The 17794-nt window shown below is 64.3% G+C and carries 21 protein-coding genes and 2 pseudogenes; 13 read left to right on the plus strand and 10 right to left on the minus strand.

What is annotated here, in order from left to right:
- Position 1: 1 nt before the first annotated feature.
- The 4 genes from KI242_RS31765 (at position 2) to KI242_RS12730 (ending at position 2053) form a co-directional block, all read left to right on the plus strand.
- Positions 2-172 carry a winged helix-turn-helix transcriptional regulator gene (locus KI242_RS31765; RefSeq protein ID WP_019095004.1) on the plus strand — a complete coding sequence of 57 codons (171 nt, stop codon included), beginning with the start codon at positions 2-4 and terminating at the stop codon, positions 170-172.
- A gap of 57 nt (positions 173-229) precedes the next feature.
- A complete protein-coding gene (locus KI242_RS12720) occupies positions 230-529 on the plus strand; it encodes a barstar family protein (protein ID WP_212806219.1) in 300 nt (99 codons plus the stop codon).
- An 84-nt stretch (positions 530-613) separates the two neighbouring features.
- A complete protein-coding gene (locus KI242_RS12725) occupies positions 614-1465 on the plus strand; it encodes an EcsC family protein (RefSeq protein WP_093409056.1) in 852 nt (283 codons plus the stop codon).
- A gap of 12 nt (positions 1466-1477) precedes the next feature.
- Positions 1478-2053, plus strand: coding sequence for a GNAT family protein (locus KI242_RS12730; RefSeq protein ID WP_161466966.1), 576 nt, complete (start codon positions 1478-1480; stop codon positions 2051-2053).
- Positions 2054-2088: 35 nt separating this feature from the next.
- On the opposite strand, the gene KI242_RS12735 is transcribed toward KI242_RS12730, so the two are convergent.
- Genes KI242_RS12735 through KI242_RS12745 form a run of 3 tightly spaced genes read right to left on the minus strand, consistent with a single transcriptional unit; the run spans position 2089 to position 3265 of the window.
- Positions 2089-2523, minus strand: a complete 435-nt coding sequence (locus tag KI242_RS12735) for a hypothetical protein (protein ID WP_152686122.1) — start codon at positions 2521-2523, stop codon at positions 2089-2091.
- 4 nt (positions 2524-2527) lie between these two features.
- Positions 2528-2857 carry a cyclic-phosphate processing receiver domain-containing protein gene (locus KI242_RS12740; RefSeq protein ID WP_011060685.1) on the minus strand — a complete coding sequence of 110 codons (330 nt, stop codon included), beginning with the start codon at positions 2855-2857 and terminating at the stop codon, positions 2528-2530.
- 27 nt (positions 2858-2884) lie between these two features.
- A complete protein-coding gene (locus tag KI242_RS12745; RefSeq protein WP_065363708.1) occupies positions 2885-3265 on the minus strand; it encodes a hypothetical protein in 381 nt (126 codons plus the stop codon).
- A gap of 434 nt (positions 3266-3699) precedes the next feature.
- Here KI242_RS12745 and KI242_RS12750 point away from each other — a divergent pair, with 434 nt between their 5' ends.
- Genes KI242_RS12750 through KI242_RS12760 form a run of 3 tightly spaced genes read left to right on the plus strand, consistent with a single transcriptional unit; the run spans position 3700 to position 5648 of the window.
- Positions 3700-4488 (plus strand): hypothetical protein, encoded by a 789-nt coding sequence (locus KI242_RS12750; RefSeq protein WP_077933861.1) that lies wholly within the window; start codon positions 3700-3702, stop codon positions 4486-4488.
- Positions 4489-4514: 26 nt separating this feature from the next.
- On the plus strand, positions 4515-5144 hold the full coding sequence (locus tag KI242_RS12755; RefSeq protein WP_053150720.1) for a DUF4375 domain-containing protein: 630 nt from the start codon (positions 4515-4517) through the stop codon (positions 5142-5144).
- A gap of 57 nt (positions 5145-5201) precedes the next feature.
- Entirely contained in the window at positions 5202-5648 is a 447-nt protein-coding gene (locus KI242_RS12760) for an NUDIX hydrolase (protein WP_169893659.1), read from the plus strand.
- Positions 5649-5706: 58 nt separating this feature from the next.
- On the opposite strand, the pseudogene KI242_RS12765 reads toward KI242_RS12760, so the two are convergent.
- The 3 genes and pseudogenes from KI242_RS12765 to KI242_RS12775 all read right to left on the minus strand — a co-directional run bounded on the left by KI242_RS12765 (position 5707) and on the right by KI242_RS12775 (position 9748).
- Positions 5707-8177 (minus strand): annotated as a pseudogene (locus tag KI242_RS12765) (TonB-dependent siderophore receptor).
- A 70-nt stretch (positions 8178-8247) separates the two neighbouring features.
- The gene (locus tag KI242_RS12770; RefSeq protein WP_212806220.1) at positions 8248-9222 is read right to left on the minus strand and encodes a FecR domain-containing protein; all 975 of its coding nucleotides are present in this window, start codon (positions 9220-9222) and stop codon (positions 8248-8250) included.
- On the minus strand, positions 9215-9748 hold the full coding sequence (locus KI242_RS12775; protein WP_011060692.1) for an RNA polymerase sigma factor: 534 nt from the start codon (positions 9746-9748) through the stop codon (positions 9215-9217). Before KI242_RS12775 ends, KI242_RS12770 begins: the two co-directional genes overlap by 8 nt.
- 302 nt (positions 9749-10050) lie before the next feature.
- On the opposite strand from KI242_RS12775, the gene KI242_RS12780 reads away from it, so the two are divergent.
- The gene (locus tag KI242_RS12780; protein ID WP_015635157.1) at positions 10051-10674 is read left to right on the plus strand and encodes a cell wall hydrolase; all 624 of its coding nucleotides are present in this window, start codon (positions 10051-10053) and stop codon (positions 10672-10674) included.
- Here KI242_RS12780 and KI242_RS12785 read toward each other — a convergent pair.
- Entirely contained in the window at positions 10671-11036 is a 366-nt protein-coding gene (locus KI242_RS12785; protein WP_015635158.1) for a hypothetical protein, read from the minus strand. The two genes, KI242_RS12780 and KI242_RS12785, sit on opposite strands and share 4 nt — an antisense overlap.
- 31 nt (positions 11037-11067) lie before the next feature.
- Entirely contained in the window at positions 11068-11469 is a 402-nt protein-coding gene (locus KI242_RS12790; RefSeq protein WP_011060695.1) for a GFA family protein, read from the minus strand.
- Between the two features lie 117 nt (positions 11470-11586).
- Between KI242_RS12790 and KI242_RS12795 the strand changes: the two genes are divergently transcribed.
- Entirely contained in the window at positions 11587-12144 is a 558-nt protein-coding gene (locus tag KI242_RS12795) for a hypothetical protein (RefSeq protein WP_212806221.1), read from the plus strand.
- 38 nt (positions 12145-12182) lie between these two features.
- Positions 12183-12643: pseudogene (locus KI242_RS12800) on the plus strand (isoprenylcysteine carboxylmethyltransferase family protein).
- Between the two features lie 13 nt (positions 12644-12656).
- Here KI242_RS12800 and KI242_RS12805 read toward each other — a convergent pair.
- Complete coding sequence (locus KI242_RS12805) at positions 12657-13094, minus strand: hypothetical protein (protein ID WP_019094994.1); 438 nt, start codon at positions 13092-13094, stop codon at positions 12657-12659.
- A 187-nt stretch (positions 13095-13281) separates the two neighbouring features.
- Here KI242_RS12805 and KI242_RS12810 point away from each other — a divergent pair, with 187 nt between their 5' ends.
- Entirely contained in the window at positions 13282-13812 is a 531-nt protein-coding gene (locus tag KI242_RS12810; RefSeq protein WP_212806222.1) for a DUF1993 domain-containing protein, read from the plus strand.
- A gap of 72 nt (positions 13813-13884) precedes the next feature.
- On the opposite strand, the gene yfcF is transcribed toward KI242_RS12810, so the two are convergent.
- Positions 13885-14517 carry a glutathione transferase gene (yfcF, locus tag KI242_RS12815; RefSeq protein WP_212806223.1) on the minus strand — a complete coding sequence of 211 codons (633 nt, stop codon included), beginning with the start codon at positions 14515-14517 and terminating at the stop codon, positions 13885-13887.
- 419 nt (positions 14518-14936) lie between these two features.
- On the opposite strand from yfcF, the gene KI242_RS12820 reads away from it, so the two are divergent.
- Together KI242_RS12820 and metE are read left to right on the plus strand one after the other, a co-directional pair.
- Positions 14937-15266 (plus strand): hypothetical protein, encoded by a 330-nt coding sequence (locus KI242_RS12820; protein ID WP_015635164.1) that lies wholly within the window; start codon positions 14937-14939, stop codon positions 15264-15266.
- A 212-nt stretch (positions 15267-15478) separates the two neighbouring features.
- A complete protein-coding gene (metE, locus tag KI242_RS12825; RefSeq protein ID WP_212806224.1) occupies positions 15479-17767 on the plus strand; it encodes a 5-methyltetrahydropteroyltriglutamate--homocysteine S-methyltransferase in 2289 nt (762 codons plus the stop codon).
- The last annotated feature ends 27 nt before the right edge of the window (positions 17768-17794 follow it).

Below are 17794 nucleotides of genomic sequence, written 5' to 3' on the forward strand. Positions count from 1 at the left end.
CATGCTCATCATCCTGTCCGATGGCAGCTCGCTGTCCGCCAGCGCCCTGGCCGAAGCGGCGGGGATGTCACCGCAGACCGCCAGTTCGCATCTGGCCAAGCTGCTGGAGAGCTTTTGCAAGCTGGGCTGGGAGCAGTTGCAGCGCCAGCCGGGTGTCCAGCCGCTGGCCTGAAGCCCTTGTGGCCAGCCAGCGAAAGCCCCTTCAAGCCATCACCCCAAGGAATGACGAATGAGCCGCCTGCCCCTGCAACACATCGACCTGAGCCAGGTGACGAGCACCGCTGAACTGCACCTGGTGCTGCGCGATGCCCTGGGTTTTCCCCATTGGTACGGCTGTAACTGGGACGCCTTCTGGGACGCCATTACCGGGCTGGTGGAAATGCCCGAACAGTTGCATATCAGCGGCTTGCCAGCATTGTCCCGGCGCCTGCCCCGGGACGCGCAACTGCTGCTGCAATGCCTGGAGCGGATGAAGGTCCAATACCCGACGCAGGCTGCGGACCTGCTGTTGGAGCCAGCCAAGCCTTAGTCCTGCCTATCGCCGGACGCGCAATTGAGCCACGACGCTGCCAGGCAACGGTTTATTCTTTCCCGAGGCAGTGAACAGCCACCCATGGAGACGCCTGTGAGCATCAAAGACCATCCCGCGGATTACCAGGACCTCAAGCGCGCCGTCGCCTTGCTGGAGTCGCCTTCACTGACGGCGCGCCTGTCCGGGCTGCTGGGTTCGCCCATCGAAAGTGCGGTCAAGGCGCTGCCGGCGGTGGTGGCGAAAAAGATCAACGGCGCGGTGGTGGCGGCCCTGCACAGCTCCGCCGATGCGGCGCTGTGGAGCCTGGACAACGCGCCCAAAAAGCCGGCATCGACCTTGCTGCACAAGATGTACGCGGCCACTTCCGGCGCTGTGGGCGGGGCCTTCGGTTTTGCCGCGCTGTTTGTCGAGTTGCCCATTTCCACCACCATCATGATGCGCTCGGTGGCCGATGTGGCCCGCAGCGAAGGCTTCGATCTGGCGGATTTTGCCACCAAGCAGGCCTGCATCGAAGTGTTCGCCATGGGCGGCAACAGCCAGGCCGACGACGCCACGGAAACTGGCTACTACATCACCCGCAGCTTCACCACCCAGGCCATGCAGCAACTGTCCAAGGAGCTGGCGGCCATTGCCGCCAAGCGCGGTGCCGGGGCGGTGGGCAGCTTGTCGCCGGGGCAGGTGGGCAAGTGGCTGGCACTGCTGATCGAGAAAGTCGCCAGCCGTTACGGCGTGACCATCTCCAGCAAGTTCGCGGCCCAGGCGGTGCCGGTGATCGGCGCCTTTACCGGCGCCACCATCAATGCGCTGTTCACCGACTTCTACCAGGACATGGCCCGTGGGCACTTCACCGTCAAGCGCCTGGAGCACAAGTACGGTTTTGAGCAGATCAAGGACGAGTATGCGCAGATCCTGCGCAAGCAGCTGGCAGGCTAGGGCGGTATCCCCATGAGCGACTTTCCCGTTATCCGCACCCCGCGCCTGATCCTCAGGGAACTGTGCCCGGCCGATGTCCCGGCATTGTTCGCGATCCACAGCGACGCCGATGCCATGCAGTGGTTCGGCACCGACCCCATCACCGACTACCCGCAGGCCGAGCAACTGCTGGCGCTGTTTGCCAGCTGGCGCAGCCTGCCCAACCCGGGGACGCGCTGGGCCATCGAACGCCACAACCAACCGGGCCTGCTGGGCACCTGCGGCCTGTTCAAATGGAACCGGCAGTGGCGCAGCTGCGCCGTCGGTTTCGAGCTGGGGCGTGCGGCGCAAGGGCAGGGGCTGATGACCGAGGCGCTGGAGGCCGTGGTTGGCTGGGGCTTCGAGCATATGGCGCTCAACCGTATCGAGGCCCAGGTGCATCCGCGAAACCTGGCGTCCCTCAGATTGCTGGAGCGGGCGGGCTTTGTCCGCGAAGGGCTTTCACGGCAGGCGGGATACTGGCTGGGGACTCATCATGATCTGGTGCAGTACGGGTTGTTGAGGGCCGACTGGCTCAGTCTGGCGCCGCTCGCCGCAGGTTCTGCGTAGCCCAATAGCGCGATTATCAAGCGGGCGCTGGCAGCTCAGCTGTTGCCCGGCGTCGGCGCATCGCTGTCGTCGACGGGCTCCAGGTCGTGGTAGGAGGGGAAGACCTTCCTGTTACTGATCTTCAAGCCTGTCGGTTGCTCGAGCCCGTGGGTTTTACTGGAGTCCCAGGTGCGCCGTTCGCCGCAGTAGGTATGCACCACTTCCGAGTTGTCCCAGAACAGGCGCTCCAGTAGGGCTTCGTACTCGGCCAGCCACGAATCATCGAAGATGTAACTGCCTTTGGGGGAGGTGGCGAAGTGCAACATATGCCCGAAGTAGCAGTGCCCCCGGCTGTTTGGCAGCACGCTGAAAAGCGCCCGGGTGATCTGCGCCCCCGTCACTGGCAGGCTTTGCAGCACCGCACGATTGTGCGCTTCGGCAGCCGGCGAAGGGTCAAAGCAATGGATGTATCCATACAGGTTGCCGCTCATGGGGTCAGTTGCCTGCGTTATGGGTTGATTGGCGGCATCCGTTGTTGCGGGCCAGTCGATCGATCGCTTGCACGCCGGCGCGCATTTTTTCCACGGCGCTGGCATTGGCCGAGTGGATGTGAATACGCGGCGGATGAAAACCATTGAGGGCCACGGCCTCTTCGATCCACAGGATCACGTCGTAACCGGTGCCGCGCTGATCATCTCCGAGGTCGTGGTCGAGGCTGATGTCCTCGACGCCACCGGCCTTCAGCAGCGCGATCACTTCGTCCGGCCAGTAGGCGCGAACCCAGCCTTGCGGGGTTTGGCGTTCGTCGTCGAGGTAGATTTTCATGGGCCTGTTTACTCTTTCTGATGCAGTTCAAGCATCGGCGTCGTTCGCGATGACATGCAGCACAAGGCTTAGCGAGTCGTCGGTGAGCAGCGGTGGGTGATCCTGATGCCGCTTGTCGATGAAAAAAAGCGCACCCGGCGCTGTTTCAGCGGGCATGGAGAGGCAAGGGTAGAGTCGGTTTTTACTGGCCTCGGCATACTGGATATGAACCTCGCTGTGCTCAATCCAGATCCTGCTCGATTGACCGGAGCAACTCAGGAACAAGGTGCTGAAACTGGATTGCTCTTGCTCCAGCGGCATTGATTGAGAGTCGCCGTGCCGGCCTTTGCGAATGGCTCGTGCCATGGCATTGAATGCTTTGGGTGTGCCAAAGAAATGCAATTCCTGCCCGTTCAGTCTTGCCAGCACGTCGAGTTTCCTTTCGTATCGCGTCGGTCAACGCTGGGTCATTGCAACCTGCGCCGGAGCGCTGACAGGACCGAGTCAGCGTGGCAGAGTGGCCTGTCCAGAGGAATGGCGCCGGCTGTTTCAGGTGCCAAGGTGATCGTGCTGGGCACGCCCTGGTCGCAGAGCTGCTGTTGAGCTTGCAACAGGACTCGGCGGCTGCCTGTAAGCCAATGCTTGTTCTGCTCTGACAGCAGTGCAGCGACTTGCGGTGGGTGGTCTTTTACGGTGGATGTCTGGATGAATTTTCGCCCAGCTGTATACCCCGATATTGAGCAATAAGCCATTGCCGGGCTCAAGGTTGCATTGTTTCTCCGGCACTGGATTAGTCCGCCGCACTTGTGTAGAAACGCACCTTCCTTCAACCCGGCACCCGTTGCCACCCCAGGTAGAACCCCATGCGGCCCAACGCCGAACTGCGATTGTTTGCACTGCCCCTGTGCGCTGGCCTGGTCTACGCCGTGATCAAGGGCCTGATCAAGGGCTGGAATGGCACGGAGCTGTTTTCCGGGTTTCTGTTTGGCAGTGTGATCGCCATGGTCCTGGGCATTCCCCTGTTGCTGTGGACTGAGCGGCGCTGCCCGCAGGCCAGGGCGCGCTACCTGTGGATCAGCCTGATCCTGAGCCTGGTGGCCACGGTGCTGGTGCGTACTTCATGGATGCAGCTGTTGCTGCTGCCGCTGGCGGGCGGGCTGGCCTTGGCTGGCTTGTACAGCCTGCTGAGCCGTGGGATTGATCAGCTGTCGGTGCCGCCCCATGGGCGAGGGCAGAGCTTGCGGCGGCTGCTGGCGGTGCCGCTGTCGGGGGCGCTGACCCTGGGAGGCGTCGCGGTAACCCTCTATCCCAAGGGCGCGGAAAGCCTGCCGGTATTCTTGCTGGGGGCCATGATCGGTGCCTGGATCAGCATGCTGGTCAGTTGGCCGGTGCTGTGGCTGGTGGAGCGCTTTCTCGCCACTGGCTGGCGCTATGTGATCGGCGGTGGCCTCAGTGGCGTGCTGATCTGGCTGCTGTCCGGCGCCCCGGGGCTGTTCGCCGGGTCTCTGAAGGGGGCTTCGGGGCTGGACTACTGGATCCCCTTGCTCAACCGTGGGATCTTTCCGTTCCTGCTGCTGGGGCTGCTGGGCGGTGGGCTGTTCACGGTGCTCCACGGCATCGGCCCGCGCCGCTGTCCGGCCGCTTACGACTGAATTAGATTGCCCAAAGGTCCTGTCTGATGAACCTCAGCCCCATCACCCACGTCGCCTTCGAGGATGAAATGCTCTGCCTGAGTTGGGCCGACGGCTTGCGGCTGCGCCAGCCCCTGAGCCGTTACAGCCGGCTGCGGGAGGCTACGCCCGAGCAGCGGGCGGATTTTGCCATCGCACCTCGGGGCTGGTCCGTGTCCTGGCCGCACCTGGGCGAGCCGGTGCTCAGTCTCAACGCCATCGACTGGATCTGGGAATGCCTGTGCGATGAGTCCATGGCTCGTTTGAAGGCCCTGGACTGGCAACTGCAGCAACTGCCGGCGGACGACCAGGCCATCGTCGCGCTGTGGCGGCTGGAGGCGGACGGCTACAACGGCGGCTTCCTGCAGTTCTTCTGCAACTGGGGGCCGCAGACCTGCGAGCTGGCGCTCAGCACCCTGGCCGCGATCGGCGCGCGCAACACTCGGGCCCTGGTCAGCCGCCAGCGCCAGCTGATCGCGCACCTGGAAGACCACCCGCAACTGGAGCAACTGTGGGACATTCCCGGGCTGCTGAGCGACGAGGAACATGAGCTGATCAGTGGCGAACTGGACGAGCAACTGTGGTCGGCGATGGAGGAGGTCCCGGCCTTGGCGGTGAAATATTTTTACGTTGGCTGAGGGGCCTGGCGCCGTGTTCTAATGCCGCGCCTCGTCTCGGCAAATGGACTTCACCCCATGTCTGAACCCCGCATCCGCGCGCTCGCGCTGTGCATCTTCCATCACCAGGGCAAGATCCTGGTCAATCAGTTCTTTGATGCCGACAAGCAACAGATGCTGTTTCGCCCCCTGGGTGGCGGCATCGACTTTGGCGAGCACAGTGCCCAGGCAATCGTTCGAGAAATACAGGAAGAGCTGGGGCTGTCGATCAACAGCCTGCGCCTGATCGGCACCCTGGAAAGCCTGTTCACCTATGCCGGCAAGCCCGGCCATGAGTTCGTCCAGGTCTACGACGCCCGCTTCGACGATCCGAGTGTCTACCAGCGTGCCCAGCTCGATGCCCGGGAAAGCGATGGCGCGCCCTTCGTGGCCCGCTGGCAGGGCAGCGCCAGCTTCACCGAGCAGACGCCGCTGGTTCCCGCGGGCTTGGCGGACCTGCTCAAGCAGGCGGGCCTGCTTGGCTGACGGGCACTGATGCTGCTTGGTGCCCTGCCGGGCGGGGTGGCCCGGCAGGGCCGCCGGCTCAGAAGTCCCAGCGGGTGCTGAGCATGAAGTTGCGGGGTTCGCCGTAGGCCGCCGAGTTATAGAAACCGACGTTGGTGTAGTAGGACTTGTCGAAGATGTTGTTGACGTTGAGGGTCGCCGACAGGTTCTGGGTGATCTGGTAGCGGGTCATCAGGTCCACCAGCCAGTAGGCCTCCTGGGAAATGTCTTCGTTGATCTTGCGCGGTGCGTTGTAGACCGAATACCAGCCCTCGCTCTGCCAGCGCAGGCCGCCACCGACGGTCAGCTTGTCCAGGTCGCCCTTGAGCTTGTAGCTGGTGTAGAGGTTGACTTGGTCCTGCGGCTCGAAGGTGGAGATCTTGTCGCCCTCGTCATCACGCACGATCTTGTGGGTGTAGCCGGCCTGCACTTGCCAGCCCGGGCTCAGTTCGCCGGAAATCTCCAGCTCGTAGCCCTTGGTGACCGCCTTGGCGCCCTTGAAGGCGTAGTTGTCCGGCTTCGGGGTCTGGTTGTTGTAGGCATCGTCCGGCACCGAGCGGTTGGTCTCGTGCACTTCGAAGTAGGCCAGGCTGCTGTTGAGGCGGCCTTCGAAGAACTCGCCCTTGAGCCCCAGCTCGTAGTTCTGGCCTTCGTCCGGGTTGAGCAGCTTGCTGTCCTTGTCCTTGTTCCAGCTTTCCTGGGGCATGAAGATATCGGTGTAGCTGGCGTAGACCGAGAAGTGGTCGTCGAGGTCGTAGACCGCGCCGACGTAGGGCACGAAGCGTCCGCTTTCCTTGTAGGACGGGGTCAGGCCGGTGAGGTGATAGTTGACCACGCGCCCGCCCAGAAACAGGTTCAGGTCGTCCATCAGGTTGAGGCGGGTGGTCATGTAGGTGCCGGTCTGGCGCACGGTGTCGTCGGTGCGCTGGGCCGGCAGCCCCCAGATGGGCCGTTCGATCTTGCCGTGCCAGTTGTAGAAGTCCACCACGTTACCCTTGCCCCGGGGAAGTCCGGGGACCAGTAGCCCTTGCCGGTCCAGCGCGAGTTGGCGATGGAGCCGCCCAGCACCAGTTCATGCTCGCGGCCGAACAGATTGAAGGGGCCGCTCAGGTACAGGTCGGCGGAATCGCTGGTGGTGTCGCCGGTGTACTTCTGTGCGTTGACCTTGGCCGTGCCATCGGTCTGCGGTTCGTCGAACTGGATCGAGCCGAGTTCGGCGTGGTAGCTGTTGATCTTGTGATCCAGTTGCAGCTTGGTGACCCAGCCATCCCCCAGGTCGTGTTCGAGCATGGCAAAAGCGGTGCGGGTGTATTGCTCCCAGCCGCTCCAGGTCGCGCCGTTGTTGTAGGAGCGCGACATGCTGTTGTGCCCGCCAGTGGCGTTGATCAGCGGAAAGGTGCCGGACCAGCTGGAGCCCTTGGGGATGTTGTCCTGGTAGTCGCCGCCCACGGTCAGCAGGGTGTCGGGGGACAGGTCGAATTCGAGGATGCCGTAGTAGGTCGAGGTCTTGCGCGAATAGTGGTCGAGGAACGACTGCTTGTCCTGGTAGGCCGCCACTGCGCGGCCGCGAACATTGCCGGTTTCGGTCAGCGGCCCGCTGACGTCCAGTTCGCTGCGGTAGTTGTCCCAGGAGCCCATGCCCAGGGAGGCGTGGCCCTGGAACTGGGCGGTGGGCTTCTTGCGCACCAGGTTGATGGTGGCGCCCAGGGAGCCGGCGCCGGTCAGCAGGCCGGTGGCACCCTTGAGCACTTCCACCCGGTCGTAGATGGCCATGTCGCTGAGGGTGTTGCCAGCCGAATAGGCGACGTTGCGCACGGTGGAGGGAATGCCGTCGTACTGGAAGTTGTTGATCGAGAAACCGCGGGCGTAGTAGTTGGTGCGGTCGGTGTCGTAGGCCGAGACGGTGATGCCCGGGGTGTGGCGCATCACGTCGTCGACGTTGTTGAGGCCGAAATCTTCCATGTGCTGCCGGGTGACCACGGTGATCGACTGCGGTGTCTGCCGCGGGGTCAGCACCATGCGAGTCGCCGTGGCGATGGTGCCTGGGGTGTAGGAGCCGCTGCCTTCGGTGACGGTGCCCAACTGGTTGCTGACGATCTGGGTGGCCTCCAGCTCCACGGCCTGGCTGCTCTGGGGCAGGCGCGTCAGCAGCACCGCGTTGGCGCCGTTGCGTTCAAAACCCAGGCCGGTGCCTGCCAGCAGCTTGCCCAGTGCCTGTTCCGCGCTCATGCGCCCGCTGACCCCCGCCGACTCGATCCCCTGGGCCAGTGCCGCGGAGTAGGCGATCTGCAAACCGCTCTGGGTACTCAGTTGGTCCAGGGCATTGGCCAGGGACTGGCGGGCGATGGCAAAACTGTAGGTGGCGGCTGCCTGGTTGCCGGTAGCGGTGGTGGGCTCGACCGCCATCACGGGGTTGCAGGCCAGGCAGATGGCCAGCGCGAGGATGCTGCGGGCCGGGGTGAGTGTTGGAAGGTGCATGGAAGTCCCGTACGAAATAGGAATGATTTGCATAAGCAAACACCCTGACGGGTTGGCCTCGGCAAAGCCGTAAAACTTTTTTTCAGCCCCCCCGGGCAGTGTTTCAGCGCAGTACCAGGATGCCGCCCGGCAGGCGGGTGAGCTCGGTGGCGGTGACTTTGCTCAGGGCCCGGACAATGGCCTGCGGGTCATCGAGCTGGTAGTTGCCGCTGACTTTCTGCTGCGCCGCGTCGGCGTTGAACAGCAGGATCGGTGCGCGATAGTAACGCCGCAGCTCTTGCAGAACCTGGGCCAGGGGTGCGTCCTGGAAGGACAGGCGGCCGTTGATCCAGGCCAGTTGCCGTTCGCTGCCCTCGGGGTTCAGGGGCAGCAACTGGTGGCCCTGCAACTGTTGCCAGTTGCCGGCTTGCAGCAGGCTCTGCTGGCCGTTTTCGTCGGCCAGGCGTACCCGGCCTTCGCGTACGGCCACGGTCACCCCGTCGGCCTGGCGGCTGACGCTGAAGCGGGTGCCGACCACGGTCACCGTGGCGCTGCCGGCCTCGATGGTCAGCGGCCGGGACGGGTCGTGGAAGGCCTCGACATAGAGCTCGCCGCGCAGCAGCTGGATGCGCCGCCGGGCGTTACTGAAGTCGCTGCTGATGGCGCTGTCGCTGCCCAGCACGATGTGCGAACCATCGGCCAGGTCGAAGCGCTGGAGTTCGCCGACCGCGCTCAGGTGATCGGCCTGCAGGCGCAGTGGCAGGTCGCCGAACCAGCCGGCACCGAGCATCACCAGCACCGTGGCCGCGGCGGCCAGCCAGCGAGTGCGGTGGCGTTTTCTGCGCGGCGTGGCGGGGGCCGGCGCGGCCGGCAGGTCCAGGCCCAGCGCCAGCTGTTCCAGGGCCTGTTCGAAGGCGCTGGCCTGCCACAGGTCTTCCAGGGCGCGGTAGGCCTCGGCGTGCTGCGCATGGCTGTTGCGCCACTGTTCAAAGCGCTGGCGCAGCGGCAGGTTGTGGGTCATGGCCTCACGCTGGGTGAACCAGTAGCTCGCCTGCTCGCGAATGGCGTCGCCGGGAAGGGCGCTGAGGTGTTCAGTCATCGGGGTTCTGCCGGTCGGTGGCTTTGATGCAGGCATTGAGTGCATGGCGCAGGTCCTTTTCCACCGTGCTCAGGGAAACCTGCAAGCGCTGGGCAATCTGGCTTTGCGAAAGATCATGCAGTTTATGCAAAACCAGGATTTGTTGCTGGCGCTTGGGCAGGGTGGCCAGTACCTGTTGCAGCAAGTGCAACTGCTGCTGGCCCTGGACATGGCTTTCCGGCCCGGGGGCAGCGGTGGGCACTTCGCTGAGCTGGCTGGCGTCGGTGGGCTGGTACTCGAAGCGGCGTTTGCTGCGCTGGCTGCGCAGGTGATCGAAGGCCAGGTACTGGGCGGTCTGATAGAGGAACGGCTGCAAGTGCTCGATGGGGCGGGCGTTGAGCGCCTTGGCCACCCGCAGGTAGGTCTCCTGGGCCAGGTCCTCGGCCAGGTTGGCGCACCCCACCACCCGCGCAAGCATGCGGATCAGCCCCCCGCGCTGTGCAATGAACAGCGCGCTGAGTTGTTGCTGGTCGTCTCCGGTTTCCATCGCCCACTGCTCCCACTACCTGATACGGCTCAGCGTGAATGGCTGGGCATTCTAATGAGAATTCTTATCATTACCAGCGAATTTCCACGGGAGCCTTGTCCTGGGCTTTGTGCAGGGCTTGCGGCACCAGGGAATGATTCGCGCGGCCCATGGTCGATTCAACATGGCCCCCGGTGACCCGTTCGCTCCCCCTCGACGCGCCATTGTGCCGGCCATGCTGCAACCGGTTGCGCCGCTCTGCCGCCAGGTACGTTCAGGGGCGGCGCTGGCAGGGGGTAAAGGTTTTTCGGGAAGGATCGATCATGCGCTGGATTGTCAGGACCCTGTGTTTTGCCTTGTTGTTGCCCGCAGCCCAGCTCTGGGCCGCCGACCCGCAGCCGGCGGTGCAGGCCGCTGCCCAGGACAAGGCCCAGGCGCTGGAGCAGAAAGCCGCGGACAAGGAGAGCCCGAAGGCCGAGCCCCAGGCGGCACCCATCACCAAGACCGAAGTGCAGGCCGTGGACCCGGCCGGCCAGGCCCCGGTGGACGACGCCATCACGTGCCTGTCGCGGACCATCTACTGGGAAGCCAAGGGCGGTGAAAGCGCCGATATGGAGGCCGTGGCCAATGTGGTGCTGAACCGCCTGGGCCATGAGGGTTTTCCCGGGACGGTGTGCGAAGTGGTCAAGCAGGGTTCGGAAAAAAGCCCCTGCCAGTTCTCCTGGTGGTGCGATGGCCGGCCCGACCAGGTGGAGGAAGAGGGCCGCTATACCATCGCCAAGGAAATTGCCCGCAAGGCGCTGAACCAGCAGCTCAAGGACCGTACCGGCGGCGCGCTGTTCTTTCACGACCGCAGTGTTTCGCCGGACTGGTCCCGGGCCTATATCAAGACCACCGAGATCGGCAGCTTCAGCTTCTACAAACCCAAGGACGTCGCGGCGCGCTAGTGGCGTGGGTTTGAGTCGTGGGTACGGGCCTGGTTGTCCTGGCGTAGCCAGCGTTTGCCGAGGGTGGTCAGCCGATGGCGGATGGGCTGGCTGAACATTTTTTGCGAGACCTGGTGCAGCAGGCTTTCGCACAGCTCGCGATCCAGCGGGAAGCCGGCTTCCAGCCATGCCACAGCACAGTGCTCCCAGTGTTCGGAGCCGGACCCCAGGGCGCTCAGCAGCAACTGGCGCAGGCACAGCGGTTCACCCGGCGGGGGTTCTATCCTGAGCCCGGCGAGGGCGCCAGGCAGGTCGGCTGCGACCGATTCGTAGGGGCGTTCAAGCAACGGCAGGAGCCAGACGTAGCTGAAGTGCCGGGTCATGACAGGGGCATTCCTCTGGGTGCGGCGTGGCTTATTGCACTTGGTCGAACTGATCGGTGATTGCATACCAGTCGGCCTTCATGGCTACGCAGTAATGCTGTTGCCTGGGGGCTGCGAAGGGCGTGTCCAGGGTGGCAATGGCGATGGAAATCCACTGGCGATATTCGCCCTGGGTGTCCTGCCAGAACAACGAAGAGCCGCAGTGGCAGCAGAACTGACGCAGCACGCCAGGGGATGATTCGTACACCTTAAGCGCCGATCTCTGGTCGCGGATTTCCAGATTCGCACGCGGTGTACTGGCGTAGGAAGCAAAGGCCGCGCCGTGGCCCTTCTGGCACTTGTGGCAATGGCAGTGGGTGACGGCTTTCAGCGCGCCGCACACTTGGTAAGTCACCGCGCCGCACAGGCAACTGCCTTGATGCTGGTTTTGCATGGTCAGGGTTTCCGAAGTTTCAGGGCCAGCATTGCCGCGAGTGGGTGAACCCTTTATAAAACGCCGGCTGCTGATCGCAGCAGCTGCCCAGGAACCCGACCCGCAAGGAGCGACATAGTGAGTCAATCGCCTCATCCCCTCAACACCTGCATAGGGCGCGTGCGCCTGCCGGGTCTCGCCGGCCTGCTGCTGGCGCTGGCCGGCTGCGGCGCCCTGACCGATGTGCGGTCCTTTTCCACGCCCTATTCCACGCCGCCGGGTGGCGAAACCGTGCGCCTGCGGGTGATCAGCGACGGCATGGTGCGCGGTGTGCCCAGGTCCGACTGCGTGGATTTCCGCCTGCCCGGTGCCGGGGTCGTGGTGGCTGCCCGGGACGGCTACGCCAACCGTAACGGTGAAAGCCTGGGCATGGCGGCGCCGCAGACTCCCCCAGTGCCCGGTACCCGGACCGAAGTGCTGGTGCCGGCCGGGCAGCCCATGGCGTTCCACTACCTGGGCAACCAGTGCTACAACCTGTTCAGCTTCGTGCCCAAGGCAGGCATGGACTACCAGCTGGAAGCCTCGGGGATGTACAAGTGCGCGGTGATGCTCAAGCAGGCGCCGCTTGGCTCGAAGGAATATGCTGCGGCCCCGTTGAAAGACAGCAAGCTGTGCCGGGTGACGGACAACCTGTAACGCCCCGGACCTGAACCCGGGCAGAGGAGAGAGGCACCATGCAGGCCTTGGAAAACCGCATTCCACCCCCCTTGTCGCGGCCCTGTTCGCCGTGTTGATGGGGCTATTCGCGCGCAGCTTGCCGGGCCTGGATCCGGGCTTGGGCACACGCCTGTTGCTGGCGCTGCCGCTGGTGATGGCCGGGCTGCTGTTTGTCCTGGCCGGAGGGCTTGCCTTTCGCCGGGCCAAGACCACGGTCAACCCGCTGAAACCCGCCAGCGCCTCGGCCCTGGTCACCTCGGGGATCTACCAGTACACACGCAACCCGATGTATGTCGGCTTTGCCCTGTGGCTGCTGGCCTGGGGGCTGTACCTGGCCTCGCCCCTGGTGCTGCTCGGCGTGCTGGGGTTCGTCCTGTACATGAACCGCTTTCAGATCTACCCCGAAGAACGGGCGCTCGGGCAGTTGTTCGGGGCTGATTTTGCGGCGTATCGCCAGCGTGTGCGGCGCTGGCTTTAGGCGGTACGGCTGTTCAAGCCGCCACTTGCGCCTGCAGTTGCAACTGGCCATCCACTTCGCGGGTCAGGCCGCTGGCAACGAACAGCGGTACCAGCAATTTGTGCAGTTGGGGGTCGACGAATTCCTTGACCGTTGCCAGGTCCAGATCGCCGCTCGCCGGCAGCTCGGCCTTGGTGAAGGACAGCCAGGCTTTCTTCAGGGCCTGCAGCACATCGCTGCCGGCGGTGGAGGCGAAGCGCCGGTTGGCCACCCGGCCGGCGAAGTTGAAGGTGTGCTGGTAGTCGTAGCCGCTCTCGTCACCCTGGCTGGCGACGCAGCGACCACAGGAGCAGGGGCCATCGGCGAAGGCCGCGCGCAGGTAACTGTTGAAATCGACGATGGGCTTGAGGGCCAGGCGCTTGTCGACTTCGAACAGGTCCCCGGTCATTTTTGCTTCACTGCTCAAGGTCATTTTCCTCACTGTCAGGCGGTGTATTTCTCAAGGGGCGCACCATACCAGCCGGATCGGCCCAGGGGTACTTTTCTGGCATTGTCCGCGGCTTGAGAGAGGGGGGACATCTGCTAGGATCCATCGGCTTTTATGGCGGGGCGACGGGCAGCACCCAGCCCCTGTGTCTTGATCTCATCGAGGAACACCCATGTCGATCTACACCCTCACCGTTCCCTGTTTTGCCCAGATGCTGCGCGCCCTGGAGGGCTTTCTCGCCAAGGGCGAAGAGCAGGCCCGGGAGCGGGGGTTCGAACCCCAGGTGCTGTTGCAGTCGCGGCTGGCACCGGACATGTATGACCTGGCGGCCCAGGTGCGTTTTGCCTGCACCCAGGCCCGGGAAACGGTACAGCGCCTGAGCGGGCAGCCTGTGACTGCATTGCAGGCGCCGGCCGGTATGGCCGAGGCCAGGGCACTGATCGAAGACACCCTGGCGTTCCTGGCGGCGGCGGACCGCGAGCTGATCGACAGCAGTGGCCAGCGGGCCATCGCCATCGAGCTGCACAACGGTATTGCCTTCGACATGAACGGCGAGGAGTTCGCGCGCAACTGGGCGACGCCGCAGTTCTATTTCCACCTGGTCACGGCCTACAACATCCTGCGGCACAACGGTGTGCCCCTGGGCAAGGCCGATTATGCCCAGCACATGTTCGCCTACCTGCGCCAACCGCAAGAAGCCTAGCCGCGCCAGCCGCAGACTCCCCGGCCAGCGTCAGGTCAACGCCGATGGCCGCATCACCCGGCGCTCCAGGCCCTACAGCGCCGGCCGCGGCAACTGCACCCATTCCTGCACTGCCGGCCGTTGCCACTGGCGCCGGGCATAGTCCACCAGGCTCGCCGGCACCGGGTCACCGTTGAGGATCAGCCGGTTGAGCATCAGCGCCAGGTCGACATCGGCGATCGACCACTGGCCGCACAGGAAGTCGCGGCCATCCGCCAATAGCTCCTGCGCGGCCTCCACCAGGGTGTTAGCCGCCGCTTGGGCCTGGGGCGACAGCGGTTCGCCCTTGCAGCCGTAGAACACCACCAGGGTCGTGCGCTCCTGGCGGATCGGCAGCAGGTCGCTGCGCAGCCAGGCCTGGACCTGGCGGGCCTTGGCACGCTGGCGCAGGTCCTGGGGATAGACCGGGTTGTGCGGGAATAGCTGTTCCAGGTATTCAGCGATGGCCGAGGATTCGGACAGGGCAAAATCGTCCAGCACCAGGGTCGGCACGCGCTGGGTCAGGGACAGGCGGGTGTAGGCCGGCTCGCGGTTCTGCGCGGCGTCCAGGTCCAGGGGCAGCAGGTCGAAGTCGATACCCTTTTTCCGCAGCACCACGAACACGGACAGGGCATAGGGGCTGGTGAACTGGGCATCGACGTACAGGCGCGGGCGGGAAGCGGTCACGGCGGTCTCTCCAAGGGGGGAGCGCCCACGCTAGGAGATCCTGGTCGATAAATAAAATGCAGGTTTTTTATCCGTGCATTCCTCGTAGGAATACTGGCGTTTCGGCCTCCGTGCGCGATGCAGCCGTGGCGATGCGGTTCTGGAGTCGCGGGCGGGCGTCGGAGGCGGACCGGGGCGTGCAGCAGTGGCTAGCGTCGGTTATCGAGTCGGCCCACGGTGGGCCCTCCCGGGGTGCGGAAAAACCCGGCTTCAGCGTGTTGCAGTTGATCGACTGGCGTCAGCGGCGGGTGCGCCTGTGCCGCGCGAGTGGCCAGCATTGGCAGGCACATTGCCTTGATCGAGAAGGCAAAGTACTGGCCCCGGGCAGTCTGAAGTGTCGCCAAAATCACTTTATTTTCAGGTGGTTAGGTGACCGCAAAATGCGCCATGTGTTGATTACGCTGACTTCGTTTGCCCTGTTGGGCGGGGCTTCTGCGGCCCAGGCCCGGGAGCTGGCGGCCAATGACCGGTATGTCTGCAGCTGGGGGGCGGGCACTGCCGCCAGGGCCCAGGAATTGAAGTTGTCCGGGGTGTCGCTGTATGCGGCGCGGCAGAAGATCCAGACCTACAAGTTCAGCAAGGGCTGGATGCGCATGATGGCCCTGGGCATCACCGAGCAGACCTACGACAGCCCCTCGCGGATCAAGCCCGAGGCACTGCGCAAAAGCTTTAACGAGGATTGCCTGAGGTATAAGTTGGCTCGCCGCTGAGGGGGCGCAGATCTGCACCGGGTCGCAGGCCTGTAGCTGGCCCGGGCCGCCCCGGGCAGGAGCCTGAAGGGGGCGCGGCCTCCTGCGGCAGTGTCTGATCTGCCTGTTTGATCATGAATGGAACTTGTGATCATCGCGATTAAAATGAGTTTGTCTCACCAAGGGCCGAGTGCCGACAATGGCTCCCATCAAACACAGGGGAGTTGCATGTCATGGCTTTGGCCCATTCTCTAGGATTTCCGCGCATTGGCCGCGACCGTGAACTGAAGAAAGCGCAAGAGGCGTTCTGGAAGGGCGAACTCGACGAAGCCGGCCTGCGCGCCGTGGGCCGTGATCTGCGCAAGACTCACTGGGAGCTGCAGAAAAACGCCGGTATCGACCTGCTGCCCGTAGGCGATTTCGCCTGGTACGACCAGGTTCTGACCCATTCCCTGATGTTCGGCGTGATCCCCCAGCGTTTCCGTCCGCAGCATGGCCCAGCCACGCTGCAGACCCTGTTCGGCATGGCGCGTGGCGTCAGCGACGGCTGCTGCGGCGGTGCCCACGCCCAGGAAATGACCAAGTGGTTCGACACCAACTACCACTACCTGGTGCCTGAATTCGGCGCCGACCAGCAATTCCAGCTGGGCTGGGAGCAGCTCTTCGAAGAGGTCGAGGAGGCCCGGGCCCTGGGGCACGCTGTCAAGCCGGTGCTGATCGGCCCGCTGACCTACCTGTGGCTGGGCAAGGCCAAGGGCGCCGAGTTCGACAAGCTGGAGCTGTTGGACCGCCTGCTGCCGCTGTACGGCCAGATCTTCCAGCGCCTGGCGGCCCAGGGTGTGGAGTGGGTGCAGATCGACGAGCCGATCCTGGTGCTGGACTTGCCCCAGGATTGGAAAAACGCGTTCGAACGTGCCTACAACCAGATCCAGCGCGAGCCGCTGAAAAAACTCCTGGCGACCTATTTCGGTGGCCTGGAAGAGAATCTCGGCCTGGCCGCGAACCTGCCGGTGGATGGCCTGCACATCGACCTGGTGCGTGCTCCCGAGCAGTACCCGACCATCCTCGATCGCCTGCCGGCCTACAAGGTGCTGTCACTGGGCCTGGTCAATGGGCGTAACGTCTGGCGCTGCGACCTGAAAAAAGCCCTGGCCACCCTGCAGCACGCCCATGAGCGCCTGGGTGAGCGCCTGTGGGTGGCGCCTTCCTGCTCGCTGTTGCACAGCCCGGTGGACCTGGACCGTGAAGACCAGCTGGACGCCGAGCTCAAGAGCTGGCTGGCCTTCGCCGTGCAGAAATGCCAGGAAGTGGCGGTACTGGCCCAGGCGGTGAACCAGCCGCAGGCCCAGGCGGTGCTCAAGGCCCTGGAGCAGAGCCGCGCCGTACAGGCCAGCCGCGCGGCCTCGCCGCGCATCCACAAACCGGCGGTACAGGCTCGGGTGGCGGCCATCACCCCCAAGGACAGCCAGCGGCGCTCGGCCTTCACCCAGCGTATCGCCAAGCAGCGCGCCGGCCTCGACCTGCCGCTGTTCCCCACCACCACCATTGGTTCGTTTCCGCAGACCGCCTCGATCCGCCTGGCGCGCCAGTCGTTCAAGCAGGGCAAGCTGAGCGTGGCCGAATACACCGAAGCCATGCACAGCGAAATCCGCCACGCGGTGCTGGTGCAGGAACGCCTGGGCCTGGACGTGCTGGTGCACGGCGAGGCCGAGCGCAACGACATGGTCGAGTACTTCGCCGAGCAGTTGGACGGCTATGTGTTCACTCGTTTCGGCTGGGTGCAGAGCTACGGTTCCCGGTGCGTCAAGCCGGCGCTGATCTTCGGTGACCTGAGCCGCCCCAAAGCCATGACCGTGGAGTGGATCCGCTACGCCCAGGGCCTGACCGACAAGGTGATGAAGGGCATGCTCACCGGCCCGGTGACCATGCTGATGTGGTCTTTTCCGCGCGAAGATGTGAGCCGCGAAGTACAGGCCCGGCAACTGGCCCTGGCGATCCGCGACGAAGTGCTGGACCTGGAAGCCGCCGGCATCAGGATCGTGCAGATCGACGAAGCCGCGTTCCGTGAAGGCTTGCCGCTGCGCCGGGCGCAGTGGCAGCACTACCTGGACTGGGCCACCGAAGTGTTCCGCCTGTGCGCCTCTGGCGTGCGTGATGAAACCCAGATCCACACCCACATGTGCTACAGCGAATTCAACGATGTGATCGAGTCCATCGCCGCCATGGATGCGGACGTCATCACCATCGAGACCTCGCGTTCGGACATGGAACTGCTGGACGCCTTCAAAGCCTTCGCCTACCCGAACGAGATCGGCCCGGGCGTCTATGACATCCACTCGCCACGGGTGCCGGATGCCTCGGAAATGGCCAACCTGCTGCGCAAGGCCGCCCGCCGCATCCCTGCCGAGCGCCTGTGGGTCAACCCGGACTGCGGCCTGAAGACCCGCGGCTGGCCGGAAACCGAAGCAGCCCTGGTGCACATGGTCACCGCGGCCCGTCAGTTGCGTAAAGAACTGGCCTGATCGGCCAACCCCGCCACCGGAGCACGT

The sequence above is a fragment of the Pseudomonas sp. Eqa60 genome, assembly GCF_018326405.1.
GTDB lineage: Bacteria > Pseudomonadota > Gammaproteobacteria > Pseudomonadales > Pseudomonadaceae > Aquipseudomonas > Aquipseudomonas protegens.